15 protein-coding genes are annotated in these 15,264 nt (G+C 48.6%); 13 read left to right on the top strand and 2 right to left on the bottom strand.

The genetic code is table 11. The annotated features are described in order from the left end of the window. Positions 1–116: 116 nt before the first annotated feature. Positions 117–1,130, top strand: coding sequence for a tRNA dihydrouridine(20/20a) synthase DusA (gene dusA, locus AC4PME_RS12365; RefSeq protein ID WP_491046503.1), 1,014 nt, complete (start codon positions 117–119; stop codon positions 1,128–1,130). Positions 1,131–1,135: 5 nt separating this feature from the next. Here dusA and AC4PME_RS12360 read toward each other — a convergent pair whose 3' ends face one another. Then, positions 1,136–1,870, bottom strand: coding sequence for a helix-turn-helix transcriptional regulator (locus tag AC4PME_RS12360; RefSeq protein WP_491046504.1), 735 nt, complete (start codon positions 1,868–1,870; stop codon positions 1,136–1,138). Between the two features lie 130 nt (positions 1,871–2,000). Between AC4PME_RS12360 and AC4PME_RS12355 the strand changes: the two genes are divergently transcribed. The 10 genes from AC4PME_RS12355 to AC4PME_RS12310 all read left to right on the top strand — a co-directional run bounded on the left by AC4PME_RS12355 (position 2,001) and on the right by AC4PME_RS12310 (position 11,147). Next, the gene (locus tag AC4PME_RS12355) at positions 2,001–2,618 is read left to right on the top strand and encodes a glutathione S-transferase family protein (protein WP_491046505.1); all 618 of its coding nucleotides are present in this window, start codon (positions 2,001–2,003) and stop codon (positions 2,616–2,618) included. Positions 2,619–2,890: 272 nt separating this feature from the next. Continuing rightward, entirely contained in the window at positions 2,891–3,178 is a 288-nt protein-coding gene (locus AC4PME_RS12350; RefSeq protein ID WP_491046506.1) for a hypothetical protein, read from the top strand. Between the two features lie 302 nt (positions 3,179–3,480). Then, positions 3,481–4,146, top strand: a complete 666-nt coding sequence (gene pspA, locus AC4PME_RS12345) for a phage shock protein PspA (protein ID WP_491046507.1) — start codon at positions 3,481–3,483, stop codon at positions 4,144–4,146. Positions 4,147–4,210: 64 nt separating this feature from the next. Beyond that, the gene (locus AC4PME_RS12340) at positions 4,211–4,414 is read left to right on the top strand and encodes a PspC domain-containing protein (protein WP_119502513.1); all 204 of its coding nucleotides are present in this window, start codon (positions 4,211–4,213) and stop codon (positions 4,412–4,414) included. After that, complete coding sequence (locus AC4PME_RS12335) at positions 4,414–4,755, top strand: hypothetical protein (RefSeq protein ID WP_119502512.1); 342 nt, start codon at positions 4,414–4,416, stop codon at positions 4,753–4,755. Before AC4PME_RS12340 ends, AC4PME_RS12335 begins: the two co-directional genes overlap by 1 nt. A gap of 126 nt (positions 4,756–4,881) precedes the next feature. After that, complete coding sequence (locus AC4PME_RS12330; RefSeq protein WP_491046512.1) at positions 4,882–5,874, top strand: DUF2333 family protein; 993 nt, start codon at positions 4,882–4,884, stop codon at positions 5,872–5,874. Between the two features lie 3 nt (positions 5,875–5,877). After that, on the top strand, positions 5,878–6,651 hold the full coding sequence (locus tag AC4PME_RS12325; protein ID WP_119502511.1) for a TIGR04219 family outer membrane beta-barrel protein: 774 nt from the start codon (positions 5,878–5,880) through the stop codon (positions 6,649–6,651). A 212-nt stretch (positions 6,652–6,863) separates the two neighbouring features. Beyond that, positions 6,864–8,690, top strand: coding sequence for an assimilatory sulfite reductase (NADPH) flavoprotein subunit (locus AC4PME_RS12320; protein ID WP_491046508.1), 1,827 nt, complete (start codon positions 6,864–6,866; stop codon positions 8,688–8,690). Then, positions 8,690–10,408 (top strand): assimilatory sulfite reductase (NADPH) hemoprotein subunit, encoded by a 1,719-nt coding sequence (gene cysI / locus AC4PME_RS12315; RefSeq protein WP_491046509.1) that lies wholly within the window; start codon positions 8,690–8,692, stop codon positions 10,406–10,408. The genes AC4PME_RS12320 and cysI overlap by 1 nt, the downstream gene beginning before the upstream one ends. After that, a complete protein-coding gene (locus tag AC4PME_RS12310; RefSeq protein ID WP_119502508.1) occupies positions 10,401–11,147 on the top strand; it encodes a phosphoadenylyl-sulfate reductase in 747 nt (248 codons plus the stop codon). Before cysI ends, AC4PME_RS12310 begins: the two co-directional genes overlap by 8 nt. Positions 11,148–11,213: 66 nt before the next feature. On the opposite strand, the gene AC4PME_RS12305 is transcribed toward AC4PME_RS12310, so the two are convergent. Continuing rightward, positions 11,214–12,116: a TIGR03899 family protein gene (locus AC4PME_RS12305; RefSeq protein ID WP_491046510.1), complete on the bottom strand. Its 903-nt coding sequence runs from the start codon at positions 12,114–12,116 to the stop codon at positions 11,214–11,216. A 132-nt stretch (positions 12,117–12,248) separates the two neighbouring features. Here AC4PME_RS12305 and AC4PME_RS12300 point away from each other — a divergent pair, with 132 nt between their 5' ends. Next, positions 12,249–14,492, top strand: coding sequence for an EAL domain-containing protein (locus tag AC4PME_RS12300; protein ID WP_491046511.1), 2,244 nt, complete (start codon positions 12,249–12,251; stop codon positions 14,490–14,492). A gap of 373 nt (positions 14,493–14,865) precedes the next feature. Continuing rightward, the gene (locus AC4PME_RS12295) at positions 14,866–15,177 is read left to right on the top strand and encodes a pyridine nucleotide transhydrogenase (RefSeq protein WP_119502505.1); all 312 of its coding nucleotides are present in this window, start codon (positions 14,866–14,868) and stop codon (positions 15,175–15,177) included. The last annotated feature ends 87 nt before the right edge of the window (positions 15,178–15,264 follow it).

Raw genomic sequence — 15,264 nt, 5'->3', positions numbered from 1 at the left:
CCATGCGAAGGTTCTCCGTGAGAACCTTTGAGTTAGCAAAGGGCTTAGTTATGGTTTGGAGTGCAGGACCGCTGAAAAACCAGTTCTATATTCGTTAAAAGATTACAGGTTTTTCTATGCTATCTACTCACCGCCGGTTTTCAATTGCTCCAATGCTCGATTGGACTGATCAACATTGCAGGTACTTCCTGCGTCAGATCTCAAAACACAGCTTGCTGTACACCGAGATGGTCACTACCGGTGCTTTGATCTACGGTAAAGGCGACTATCTTGCGTTTAACGAAGAAGAGCATCCGGTGGCGCTGCAACTGGGCGGGTGTGATCCTTCCGATATGGCACGGTGTTCTGAAATGGCGCAGGCACGTGGCTATGATGAGGTCAATATCAACGTAGGCTGTCCGTCTGACCGGGTTAAGAACGGCGCGTTCGGCGCGTGCCTGATGGCGCAACCTGAAGTGGTGGCAGATTGCGTAAAAGCCATGCAGGCTGCAGTGGATATTCCGGTAACGGTTAAATGCCGTATTGGTATAGACGATATGGACGAATACGAAGGCTTTGCCCGGTTTGTTGATATTGTTGCAGATGCAGGGTGCGATACCTTTATTGTGCACGCCCGTAAAGCCTGGCTACAGGGATTGAGCCCCAAGGAAAACCGTGAAATTCCGCCGCTGAATTATCCCCGTGTTTACCAGCTTAAAGAAACACACCCCAATCTGAATATCAGCATTAACGGCGGAGTGAAAACCCTGGGCGATACTCTGGATCACTTAAACAAAGTGGATGGCGTGATGATGGGGCGGGAAGCCTATTCGAATCCCTATTTGCTTTCGTCGGTTGATAAGCTGGTTTTTGGCGATGATGCACAGGTGAAATCCCGCAGCGAAATTGTTCACATTATGCAGCAGTACATTGAACGTCAAACCGATGAGTGGTTTAAACCCTGGCACGTTGCCCGTCATATGCTGGGTCTATACCAGGGGCAGGCAGGCGGGCGCATCTGGCGTCGATATTTAAGCCAGAATGGCACGGGAAAAGAGCGTGATCCTAATCTTCTGATAAATGCGCTGGAGCAGGTAGAGCTGGCGCAGGCCAATGCGAAAGCTTTCAACGATTCCCGTGTTACGGAATAGTAGTACTAAATGGTTTTAAAAAACGGCGCGTAAATGGTCGTGAAGGTATCCTTCGGTCGGGGCCTGAAATGACCTTTTACAATGCCGGCCCGTTTTATCCGGTCGATGCGGAATACACGGGTGGCATCCCTTAAATGATCCCAGGCGATGATGTACCAGATTGGCCAGTTCAGCAGAACGTAGTGGATTTCAATAACCCGCCTGGTCATGTCGCTGCTTTCAGCCTGATAGTCGATTTCCAGTAGGTGACGACCCAGGAACGCTTCTGCTATTTCTTCCGACATGTCAGGCGCCGGTGCACCATAATGCGTCGCAATATTAGCTGCTGCGTTGTTTCCCACCATAATTCTTTTGCGGATATCACTGACCACATGACGCTGCTTTTGTGGAAACGCCTGAAACAGCTTTTGTTTTATGTGTTTTAAATTTCCTGTGAGCAATGGCGACTGAAGGTTCTCCATAATGGCCAGCGCGAGAATAAGTTCAATGACTTCACGGTGAGTCAGATTCAGCCTGTCTATGCCCCAGCGACCAGACAACCGTATTCCGCCGCCCCGTCCGCGGTCGGATTCCACCGGATAACCCGCCTCCCTGAGTTCTGCCAGCTCCCGCATAAGCGTGCGCTGACTTATCCCCAATTGTTCCCGTAAGTCTGCGGTTTTCCAGTATTCCTCAGACTGCAATAAGCCAATCAGGCGGCTCCGCCTGTCAGTCCGGTTTGTGAAGCTTTTATTCGTCATATTTTTTAATATGCCATTTAACGGCACAATTATCCATACACTTTCCGGTATGGCGAGTGCGGGGCCTTCAGGCCGCGTAATAAGGCCAGAGTTTGGTAGCCGTGTAATCACATTATAGGGAAGGTAAATCATGAAACATTTTTATAATCCAAGAAGCAGAAGTGCCATGACTGACTGGATGCTTGCAGAACTGGACGTTGAGCACGAGCGGGTTTGTATTGATTTTGGCATACAGAATTCGCAACTGGATGAGCTGCACCGTATCAATCCGATGAAGAAACTGCCTGTACTGGTTGATGGCGATACTGTTGTTACAGAAACCGCTGCTATTTGCGCTTACCTGGCGGATAAATATCCGCAGAAGGATATGGCGCCGGCGGCCGGGTCTGCTGAGCGCGGATTGTATTACCGGATCCTGTTTATTTCAGGCAGCGCTATTGAACCGGCGTTTACGCTGGCCGCTGCAAATATTGAGTATCCAGATGCTTCCATGGCCGGCTGGGGGGATATGCCGAGGATCATTGATACTATTGAAACATTAACGCCGGGTTCTGACTGGGCAACCGGTAAGCAATTTACTGCGGCTGATGTGATCTTTGGCGGTTTGCTGGACTTTGCATCTAAAGTGGGGTGGTTTACTCCGTCTCTTAAGGAGCAGGCTTATATCTCCCGTCTTCGCCAGCGCCCGGCATATTTAAAAAGCCATCCTGACATGCTTCAGAATATGACCGGTAAGCGAATCGCATAAACCGGTTTCCAACAATAAGCCCGGGTGACAGAGATATTGAATCTCTGTCAGAACGGGTAGCGGAATAGACCAACGTGGGTGGTTTATTTCGCTAACTTGTAGTGTTGTTCGTTTTTTGAACTTTCCGGGTTTTCCGGGGAGGGACTTTAAATATTAAATAAATCAATGGTATAAAAATTTTTTAGAGGTTGGCACGTCTCTCGCTATCTCTCAGGTAACTTGTCGTCGCAGTAAGTACGGCTTTATTTAAAACATTACCAGAGGGAAACACCATGAAAGCGAAAACACTATTAACCAGCCTTGTATTAACTGCTGCGATGTTAAGTTCACAGGCGATGGCGCAGGAAAGTGCTGTTGAATCGTTCCTTGGCCGCATGATTGATCAGGCCGTGTCTATGGCGGGCGAAGAAATCAGTAACAGCGTACGCCAGTCTGTTGCTAACGCAACGTATAACTTCAGTGTGTCGGATGAAACAAAGACGGGATCAGTGAGTGTGACTGATCTTGCTGCAAGCGGGACACAATCAAAATCTGAACACGCTGAATCTGAAGAAGAGTAAGCTTATGGCTTGCTGTAAGATGCGAATTCAGCATCAAACATTATCAGTACGAAGTTGCAGGCAATCTTAAACGGTTGCCTGTTTTTTTATGTGCAATTGAAAATCGAATTTTGAAGATCGTCATTTTAACCAATCTGGCTGGTCAAAATGACTAAATATTTATATACGACTCCGCTGAGCACCTCTTTAATTTCTCCTGAAATGATAAAATATATTTAAAAACAAAGATTTAAATATCTGGCACGGGCATTGTAATAACTATTGTGTAACCGAACAAACAAGACAGTTAAAGGAGAAACACAATGGGTATGTTTTCAAGAATGTCAGATATCGTGCAGGCGAACATCAATGCCATGTTAGATAAGGCGGAAGATCCTGAGAAGGTCATTCGCCTGATAATTCAGGAAATGGAAGAAACGCTGGCGGAAATGCGTTCCGTGGCAGCGAAGTATCTGGCTGAAGAAAAGTATCTCGATCGTCAGGCTGAAAAGCTTCAGAAGGATGTTGACGGCTGGATAGCAAAAGCTGAGCTGGCGATGGATAAAGGCAAGGACGATCTGGCGCGGGCAGCGCTGGTACAGAAAAACGCTTTCAGCGACAAGCTGGCAGCCATTGAATCTCAAAAAGTGCAGTTAACTGAAATGTTAAGCGGTATTCAGGAGGACACCGGTCGTCTGCACGCAAAACTGGCTGAAGCCCGTCAGAAGCAAAAGAGTCTGGTGGCAAGAAAACAGAATGCCGGCGTGCGTCTGAAAGCCCGCAGTGTGACTCACAGCGAGCAAATTGAATCGGCAATGGCGCGTTTCGACAGCTACGAACAGCGTATTGAGCACCTGGAAGCGCAGGTTGATGCCTATGATGTCACCGATGGCTGCGGGCAGTCTCTGGAAGCTCAGTTTAAAGCGCTGGAAACCAGCGATGCCATAGATGCTGAACTGGCAGCCATGAAGAAAAAACGCGCTGCCTGAACGATAACTGAAATTGATACGGCTACGCGCCGGGTGGCGCGTACCGGCCATACAGGAGAATATGATGAAATTTCCGCAAACTGATAAACGAATCTACCGCGATACCAGCAACGGCGTGATAAGTGGCGTCTGTGCAGGCCTGGCAAAATACCTTGATGTGGATGCGACCTGGGTAAGAGTCGCCGCTGTTGCCGGATTGATCCTGTTTCATGTGCCGGTATTAATAGCTTATATCGCAGCAACATTTCTGTTACCAAGGTGGGCGTAATGAAAAATGCATTTATGGCTGTCATCATTGCACTGATCCTAGTTTACGCCTTTGGCAATCTGTTTAACGACTGGTGGGGTATTCATTTGATGATGGGTGACGATATGTTGTCACCGTTAGAAAATTTTGCCGCAGCATCGGCGGTGGGTCTGGTGTTTGTTGCAATCGGGTTCATTGTCGCACTGAGTGTGTTCGGAACGCTGGCACTGGCAGTCTTTGCCTGTGTAGCAGCACTGCTGGTGATGGGGCTGAGTGCACTTTGGCCGGTGTTAGTGGTGGCAGCTGTCATCTGGCTGTTCCGCCGTCCCCGTCAATCCCGAACGGTGTATCCGAATCATTAAGTGATGGAAAAGCGAAGTAAATTAAGGCGAAAATTCGCCGTCATGATGCTAAAGTGCAGGTACATGGTAATAAATGGGCGTTTACAACGCCCATTTTGTCATTAGAAAAGGATATTAACGTTGAGCATTAAACAATACTTAAACACCAAAACGATTTCAGCAACCGTGCTGATCCTGTTTTTACTCTTTTGGTTAATTGGCGTGTATTGGAGTGTCGAGCCTGACACATTTGATGTAAGACAGTCTGTCGCTGCAACGGCAGAAAACCCCACTCAAACTGAAGTGCCCGGATACACTGTAACGACCACGTTGATTTTGGTTACTGAACATATGCTGGATAAGCCAGGCGGGTATCTGTCAAATGATGTCATGCCTCCCGGTCTCTTTTTAGACAATATGCCTGCCTGGGAATATGGTGCGCTGGAAATGATCCGTGATTTGTCGTTGTCCATGCGCAAAGATTTCAGCCGTTCTCAGTCCCAGTCTATTGAAAGCCCGAATCTGACAAAAGCACAGCCGGAATTTAACGTAAACAGCCGGAGCTGGGCGTTACCGTCTGCAGAGTCATCTTACCGAAACGGTATTAAGGCATTAAAAGCCTACAGAGCAGAACTGGTAGACCCGACCCGCGGCGACGGTCAGTTCTATACCCGCGCCGATAACCTGCGGGACTGGTTGAAACAAGTTGAAAAACGTCTGGGGTCTTACTCACAGCGTCTGAGCGCCAGTGTAGGTTCGTCGCGGATGAATACAGACCTTGCCGGTGATAAAAATGCCAGACAATCTACCCCGACTGTAAATGAAAAAGTGGTGAAAACCAGCTGGTGGAAGCTGGACGATAATTTCTATGAGGCCCGCGGTGCTACCTGGGCAATGCTACACTTCTTAAAAGCGGTGGAAATTGAGTTTGCGGATGTACTGGAAGACAAAAACGCGCTGGTCAGTTTGCGTCAAATTATCCGTGAACTGGAAGCTACACAACAAACAGTGTGGAGTCCGATGATTTTAAACGGGGATGGTTTCGGTATGATGGCGAACCATTCTCTGGTAATGGCGAATTATATTTCCCGTGCTAATGCAGCACTAATCGAACTGACTGAACTTCTCAATCAAGGATAATTCATGAAAAAATGCATTATGGCAGTAGCAACCGCTGCAGCTTTATCTGCATCGCCTGTAATGGCAGACACACTGGCCGGTCTTTATCTCGGTGGTCAGGGATGGCGCACAAGTACGTCAGGCGGCTTCGCTGACGACGGCACATTTTCCAATGACAGCACGATGGCTGACTTCAACTTTGACAGTCAGGCGAACTCTTCCTTATATATCGCTGTTGAACATCCGGTACCGTTTTTGCCAAACGTGAAGGTGAACTACACTACGCTGGACTCGGATGGCACCACTGCGCTACAAACCAGTTTCACCTTTGATGGCGACTTGTATACCACCGGTAGCGATATTTATACGCAGGTAGAAATGTCCACCACCGATCTGACACTGTATTACGAGCTGTTTGACAACGACCTGGTCAGTTTTGATTTGGGTCTGACAGGTAAATACATCGACGGTACATTGTTTGTCAATGATGCTGATACACAGACCAGCGGCGAGCTGCCTTTTTCCGGTGTTATCCCCATGGCTTATTCACGGGTTGCTGTAGGCCTGCCGTTTACCGGTCTGGGCGCTTATGCAGAAGGGAATTATCTGTCGGTTGGCGATCATACCTTCAGTGACTATCAGATTGCGCTGACGTATTCCTTTATTGAAAGCCTGGCAGTAGACATGACTATTCAGGCTGGTTACCGGAATGTGGAAGTGGATCTGGATGATCTTGACGGTGCCTATGCTGATATGAGCTGGGATGGTCCGTTTGCGGGTATTGAAATCCACTTCTGATCCCGCTGACCGGCTGGTCAGATAAAACCGCCGGACTAATCTGCGATCGTAAAACTGCCGTAAGCATTGCTTGCGGCAGTTGTCTTTTAGAAGGTGATCACATTTCAAGAGTGCTTTTTAAAAACTTTAGAGCATAAAAAAGTGTGATTTATTCTTTTCTCTTCTCAAAAAAAGTCGATACCTTTACGCTATCTCAATAAGGCTTATGAGTTATGTCAGCGAATTCGAATCAAAATCAGGCACCCGGTGCGGTGCTCAATGAGCAACAATGGAATGCGATCACGCAGGCCATTGCAGGCTTAAACCGTGATCAGCTTACCTGGGTAAGTGGTTACGCAGCAGGAATGGCAGCCGCGCAGGGTGGTGCTGTTGCACCTCAGTTAGCAGCGCCGGCGGCGGCAGCGGGCAATGCCCCGGTGCTCACCATTCTCTATGGCTCGCAAACGGGTAATGCAAAAGGTGTTGCCCAGCAGTTTCAGGCGCAGGCCGAAGCCGCCGGGTATACCAGCAAACTGATTAGCATGGCTGATTACAAGCCCCGCCAGATTAAAGCTGAAACCCACTTGGCTGTTTTTGTCAGCACACACGGTGAAGGTGATGCCCCTGATGATGCAGTGGAATTCCACGAATTTTTAGGTGGCAAAAAGGCACCTAAGCTGGATGGTCTGAAATATGCGGTACTGGGTCTGGGTGACAGCAGTTACGAGTTTTTCTGTCAGACAGGCAAAGACTTTGATGAGCGTTTAGGCAAGCTTGGCGGTTCGGCTGTTGTTGCACGTCAGGACTGTGATGTAGATTACGAAGAGTCAGCGAAGAGCTGGGGTGAGCAATTAATTGCTGCGTTGAAAGACGACTTCGCCGGTGCCCCGGCAGGCGCTGCGGTTGCTGTTCAGTCAGGTTCGGCAGTCGCCGGCAGTGCAGAGCAGACCTACACGAAAAAGGCGCCTTTTGCGGCAACGCTTATCGAGTCGCAAAAAATTACCGGCCGCGATTCTGTTAAAGACATCCGTCATGTTGAAATCAGCCTGGAAGATTCCGGTATTCAGTACCGTGCTGGTGACGCGCTTGGTGTGTGGTTTAAAAACGCTCCGGCACTGGTTGAAGAGATGTTATCGCTCACCGGCTTAAGCGGCAGTGAAGAAGTTAAAGTGGCAGATGCTACAACGACTATCGCAGATGCCCTCGCCGGGAAGCTGGAACTGACGCTGAGTTATCCGACTTTCGTCAAGGCTTATCAGCAGGCTACCGGCTCTGATGCTCTGGCTGCGCTGATCGAAGATCCTGCTCAGTTACGGACTTATCTGGCTGAGCGTCAGATCATCGATATCGTACGGGAACACCCTGCAAAGGTTGATGCGCAGGTACTGGCTGATGCATTGCGTCCGCTGACGCCCCGTTTATATTCCATTGCTTCCAGTCAGGATGAAGTGGAAGACGAAGTGCATCTGACTATCGCTCATGTTGATTATGAAGCCTTTGGCAAACGCCATCAGGGCGGCGCATCCGGCTTCCTCTGTGAAGGTCTGGAAGAAGGCGCAGAAGTGGAAGTGTACATTGAGAAAAATGACAACTTCCGTTTGCCAGAAAACCCGGATACGCCAGTTATTATGGTTGGGCCGGGCACCGGTATTGCGCCGTTCCGCGCCTTTATGCAAGAGCGTGACGCACAAGGTGCAGACGGTAAGAACTGGTTGTTCTTCGGCAATCCTAATTTTACTCAGGATTTCTTGTATCAGGTTGAGTGGCAGGGCTACGTGAAATCGGGTCTGGTTGACAAGATCACACTGGCATTCTCCCGTGACCAGAAAGAAAAGATTTATGTGCAACACCGTCTGATCGAAAACGGTAAAGACGTATTCGAATGGTTAGAAGCCGGCGCACATTTCTATGTGTGTGGTGATGCAACCCACATGGCAAAAGATGTTGAAGCTGCATTGTTATCAATTATTCAGCAGCACGGCGGCAAGTCTGAAGACGATGCCAAAGAGTATTTAGTTGCCATGCGCAAAGCGAAACGTTATCAGAAGGATGTTTATTAATGAGTAACGAAAAGTCTCCTTTTATTGTTGAAGGCAAACTGGCCGACAACGAACGTTTGAAGCGTGAAAGTAATAATTTACGTGGCACCATAGAGCAGGATCTGAAAGACGATCTCACCGGTGGCTTCACGGCTGATAACTTTCAGCTGATCCGCTTCCACGGTATGTACCAGCAGGACGACCGCGACATTCGTCCTGAGCGCGCAAAACAGAAACTTGAGCCGCTGCATAACGTGATGCTGCGTGCCCGTTTACCCGGCGGTATTATTTCTCCTGAGCAGTGGCTGGTTATCGACAAGTTTGCTGAAGAGCACACCATGTACGGCAGTATTCGTCTTACTACCCGTCAGACGTTCCAGTTTCACGGTGTACTGAAGCCGCATATCAAGCTGATGCACCAGACGCTGAACAGTACCGGTATTGACTCTATTGCTACTGCCGGTGATGTGAACCGTAACGTACTGTGTACTTCCAATCCGGTAGAGTCTCAGCTTCACGTAGAAGCTTATGAGTGGGCGAAAAAGATTTCCGAGCACCTGTTACCGAAAACCCGTGCTTATGCCGAGATCTGGCTGGATGGTGAGAAAGTTGAATCTACTGAGAAGCCGGTTGAGCCGATTCTGGGTGATAACTATCTGCCACGTAAGTTCAAAACTACCGTTGTGATCCCCCCGCAAAACGATGTGGATGTTCACGCTAACGATCTGAACTTTGTCGCTATTGCTGAAAACGGCAAGCTGGTGGGCTTTAATGTTCTGGTTGGCGGTGGTCTGGCTATGACCCACGGTGATAAGTCAACGTATCCCCGTAAAGCGACTGATTTTGGTTTCATCCCGCTGGAGAATACGCTGGATGTAGCGGCAGCAGTGGTAACGACTCAGCGTGACTGGGGTAACCGTGTTAACCGTAAGAACGCGAAAACCAAATATACCCTTGAGCGTGTAGGCGTTGAAAACTTCAAAGCGGAAGTGGAAATACGTGCAGGTGTGAGCTTTGCTGACAGCCGCCCGTATGAATTTACTACCCGTGGTGACAGCTTTGGCTGGGTTGAAGGTATCGATGGCAAATACCACCTGACTCTGTTCATTGAGAATGGCCGTATTCTGGACTTCCCGGGTCGTCCGCTGAAAACCGGCTGTAAGGAAATCGCGAAGATCCACAAAGGCGACTTCCGGATGACCGCAAATCAGAACCTGATTGTTGCAGGTGTACCGGCGGATCAGAAAGCTGTGATTGAAAAAATCGCCCGCGATCACAAGCTGATCGAAGACGACACATCTAACCAGAAGCTGGATTCCATGGCTTGTGTGTCGTTGCCAACCTGTCCGCTGGCGATGGCTGAAGCTGAGCGTTATCTGCCGGAAGCGGTTGACCGCATGGAAGGGCTGTTATCGCAACATGGCGTTGCAGATGACAGCATTATCTTCCGTATTACAGGTTGTCCCAACGGGTGTGGCCGCGCCATGCTGGCCGAAATTGGCCTGGTGGGTAAAGGTCCGGGTAAATATAACCTGCACCTGGGCGGTAACCGTGAAGGTACGCGAATTCCGAAAATGTATCAGGAGAACATCAGTGAAGATGAGATCTTCTCAGAACTTGATACATTGATTGGTCGCTGGGCGAAAGAACGTGAAAGCGGTGAAGCGTTCGGTGACTACGTCGTCAGAGCAGGCATCATTGCGCCTGTTGTTGACTCAGCAAGAGATTTCTATGACTGATACCTTAATCGACACCACATCACCGCTGTCACTGGATACCAGTGCAGCGGAGATTGCAGCAATTAATGCAGAGCTGGAAGGCATGGATGCGGCTGGCCGTATTGCCCGGGCACTGAAAATGCTGCCCGGCAACGCGATTTTGTCTTCCAGTTTTGGCGCACAGTCTGCGGTGATGCTGCATTTGCTGACTAAAGCAATGCCGGATATTCCCGTGGTTCTGACGGATACCGGTTATCTTTTTCCGGAAACCTATAAGTTTATTGATGAGCTTACAGAGAAGCTCAATCTGAACCTTAAGGTATATCGTTCTGATATGACCTCCGCCTGGCAGGAAGCCCGATTTGGCCGTTTGTGGGAACAGGGTGTCGAAGGCATTGAGAAATACAACCGGATGAACAAAGTTGAACCGATGCAACGGGCGCTGAAAGAGCTCGGTGCGGGTACATGGTTTGCCGGTTTGCGCAGAAGTCAGTCTGATACCCGGGAAAAGTTGCCCGTACTGCAGAAAGTTGGCAATCAGTTCAAGGTTTATCCGATCATCGACTGGTCAAATAAAGATTTGCACTACTATCTGAAAGATAACGATTTGCCGTATCACCCGTTATGGGAAGAAGGCTACGTCTCCATTGGTGACTGGCATACTACTCAGTCTCTGCAAGAGGGCATGAGTGAGCAGGATACACGCTTCTTCGGATTAAAGCGGGAATGTGGTCTGCACGAATTCGGTGACGGTATCTGATTGTTTACAGTTGATCAGGAAGGGCGGCTGCCAGCAGGTATGCCGCCCTTTTTTTTATTTATCCGTTTATTCAATAATAAAGGCCTGGCTGAGGCGTTGCTTAAGTGCATCCACATATGCCGATGCACTATGTCTGTTTATGAGCCTGGCAAGCTCTGCACCGGTACTGGTAAATTTATAGTATACAAAGGCAAGTCCCTGACCTGATGGTGTTACTGTGAATGTGTCACTCCCGCAACGCCACTTAATACTTTCAGATACAGGTAATTCACCACTTTCAATTTCGCTGGCGAATATGAGTTTCATGTCGATAAGGGCAAGCAGATCCGGATAACTCAGACCATAGGCAGCCAGGTTTACAGCCTCGGGTTGACGGTGACCAAATAAACGCCAGAAACCTGGCTTACGGTGATAACCGGTGATCAGGCGGGGCACGGTATCTCCCTGACGTAAGCAGGACAAAGAGGCTGCTCTGGTAAACATTGCTGCATCCCGTTGGGTCAGCACTTTTAGTGTTTCCAGTGTACGCAGGGAAAAAGCGCCGGGCTTACTGACTTCAACAGCAAAAATTTTTCCCCATAGTCCCTGCATCGCGGGGGAGTGAATATTCTCTGCCAGACGGGAAAATGCATAAAACCAGTCGGGATCAACCGGTTCATTGCTGGTCTCCGTTAAGCTGACACTCAATGCAACATCCATGATGGCTTGCAGGTTTTTTATGCGCGACAACGCCAGAATATCATTTCTGCGTTTTATCGCCTGCTGACGGGCAGCTTCATCCGGCAGAATCATGTTATGACCTATGCCTGCACGGGCAAACAGCGACTGTATACGTTGCGCATTGTCACTGGCAGAGCGTGAAGCCGTGCTACTTTTACGGGGTTCTGCCTGCGTTCTGGCGGGCTTTTCAGTTTTCACCGTGACAGCCGGCTGAACCGGGGGGGATTGACCGGAATCCGTTACTTTCATAGAGATAGCGTTCTTGTAAAGTCTGCTGGTACTGTACGCCCGCCGCAAAGGTTAAGCAACTTGTCGAATAACTTGCAAAAAGACAACCAGCGAGTACGATTAAATAAGGCGGTATATAAGGATAGATATTCGATGTCATCGGCTGGTTATGAAAATGATGAGCTTATTTTCTTAGATGAAGAAGCACATCCGGAGTTAGAGCCTCAGATCCACAAGGTGTGGAATGTACTTATTGTCGATGACGATGAGGAAATTCATACAGTTACAAGACTGGCGCTGGCAGATTTAATCGTCAGTGACAGAAAGCTGAACTTTATGCACGCCTATTCCGGTGAACAGGCTAAAGCGTTACTTGAAGAACATGGCAGGGACGTGGCTATTATCCTGCTGGATGTGGTGATGGAAACCGATGATGCCGGTTTGCAGGTTGTGCAATATCTCCGTGAAAATCTTGATCTTCCCGAGCCCCGCATAATACTCCGCACAGGACAGCCCGGGTACGCCCCGGAAGAGCACGTGATCCGCACCTATGACATCAACGATTATAAAACTAAAACAGAGCTGACCCGCAGTAAGCTGCTGACTACCGTTTTGTCGTCAGTCCGCTCGTACCAGCAAATTCTGACCATCAACCAAAGCCGTCTGGGCCTGCAGAAAATCATCGCCTCTGCTTCCAACTTGCTGGAAGAACACTCAGTGAAGGGGTTCTGTGAGGGAATCGTAACCCAAATCAGTTCTTTGCTCGGACTGGAAGCTGAAGGTGTGGTGTGCGCGCGGGCGGGCTCAGTGCTCGACAGAGACGACAATGGTGTCTACATACTCGGTGCAGCGGGTAACTTTGCCAGCTTTATCAATGAGCCTGTAGAAACCATTGAAGACCCTGCCATTGTTGAGAATATCAATCGCAGTTTACGCCTTAAAAAACACATTCTTGAAAATCACAGCTCTATTTTGTATCTGAACAGTTCCGGTTTTGAAGCGGCTGTTTATATGAATATGAATAAAGAGCTGACTCAGGTCGACCGGCAACTGCTCGAGGTATTTCTTTCCAGTATCTCGGTGGGCTACGAGAACGTTAACCTTTTCCACGAATTAAGAAATGCAGCCTTCCGCGACTGGCTGACCCGGTTGCCCAACCGGAATGAATTTATCAATATGCTGGACCGGCCCTCTGTATCCGGTGCCGCCGATCTGTGCGTGGCACTGGTGGATGTGAATCACTTTTCAGATATCAACGACGGGTTGGGTCAGGAAGCGGGCAACATGCTGCTGAAGGCCATTGGTGAAAGACTGGAAGCGGGTTTTGACGAGCGGGTGATTAAAAGCCGGATTGGGGGAGATGTTTTCGGTTTAATTGGTTCTGAGTTGCAAGTCACACCGCAGGCGATAAACGCTGTGTTCTCTGAAAGCTTCACTGCCGGCGACCATACTTTACCTGTTAATGTGACCATCGGTCTCTACCGGATTGGCTCTGACAAGAGCATTGGTATCGATACGCTGAAGAGAACCAATATTGCCCTCAACCGGGCGAAGAAAAAGCTGGCTGATAACTTTGAGTATTATCAGCCTGAGTTTGAACAGCGAACAACCCGCCAGTTAAATATGATCAGGCAATTACGCACCGATTTTCAGGATCGGGTGTTGCAATTGTGGTTTCAGCCTCAGGTGGACCTGGTCAGTGAAAAGGTCATCGGTGTTGAAGGCCTGCTACGCTGGCCTGATGGTAAGGGCGGATATATTTCGCCGGCCGAGTTCGTGCCAATGGCTGAGTATTCCGGTTTAATTGTCGATATCGGTCACTGGGTGGTAGAAGAATCATGCCGGCGCATAAAAGAGCTGACGGACAGTGGTTTCGATGATATCCGCGTAGCGGTCAATGTGTCTATCCCTCAGTTCAGGGACCGTCTGTTTGTTGAAAAGGTCAAAAGCGCCCTGACACGCTATGGCTGTTCACCTAAACGACTGGAGCTGGAGATCACTGAAAGCGTGGTGATGGATGAACCGCAAATTGTCATAGACGCACTGACCCTGCTTAAAGAGTTTGGCGTTGCCATTGCAATTGACGATTTCGGTACCGGTTTCTCCTCCATGAGTTATTTGCAAAAACTGCCGCTGGACCGGCTTAAAGTCGACCGCTCATTTGTGAAAGACATTAAGCCAGGCGAAAATGCAGTCATTGCAGAGACTATAGTGACACTGGGTAACAAGCTTGGTCTGGTGACTATTGCTGAGGGCGTGGAGAAGCGAGAGCAGGCTAGCTTTATGATTAAGCTTGGTTGCGACGAGGCTCAGGGCTTTTTGTTTGCCAAACCTATGCCCTTTGATGATCTGAAAGCATTTCTGATTGCTAAAAATGATGAAAGTGACGATGAATAGCATCGTCCCGGTGTGACACGATAAATTACGTATATTTTCGCTATTTTTGGTATTCAGATTAATACTAAATAATGACGAGAAATGGCTGGTTGTCACTTCTGAAAAGATTGGAAACGGCTAATCTTCGTTTACGCGGGTTTATCACATTGTGACTATAATGTTATCAGATGCCTGATTTCGCTGCTCTTCAGGCTTCTCAGGCGATAGCTGAACTCAGTACCACCGGGGGATTCCCCTGCTACTTCCAATTAAATCCGGAAATATTTCAATGTGTCACATTACTGTCATATTGATGTGATCTGAATTTGACTGATCACCGTTTATACAGTATGCTTTACCATAACAGTATCCACTGTATCACAGGAGTAATCACATGCGTAAAACAATTATTGGCCTCGCGCTCTTAACGTCGTTTGGTGTTGCGCATGCGGAGTCTGGTGAAAGCCAGCTTTTCGATTGTATGGATGCGAAAACATTCGAAATGAATAACCAATGTATGACTGATCAAATCAGCAACAACATTCGTTACCGCGATGCACAACAACAAGTAACAGAGCAGGCGAGCGAAAACTTTGGCGACTACGCCATTGCTACAATGACTTTCGATGCTGAAAAAATGCAAATCGATATCGTAGCTCACAGAGACGCGCTTCAGGCTAAAAATAGCTTAGCAATGAACCGCTAATTTGTTCTGAACTGAAAAACCGGCTTTTTGAAGCCGGTTTAATTAGATGGTCCGCCTCACCTCTAAGCTAGTCTTAGAGTTAGGCAA

Source organism: Alteromonas sp. (genome assembly GCF_984505615.1).
This window is presented reverse-complemented; position numbering and strand designations above follow the sequence as displayed.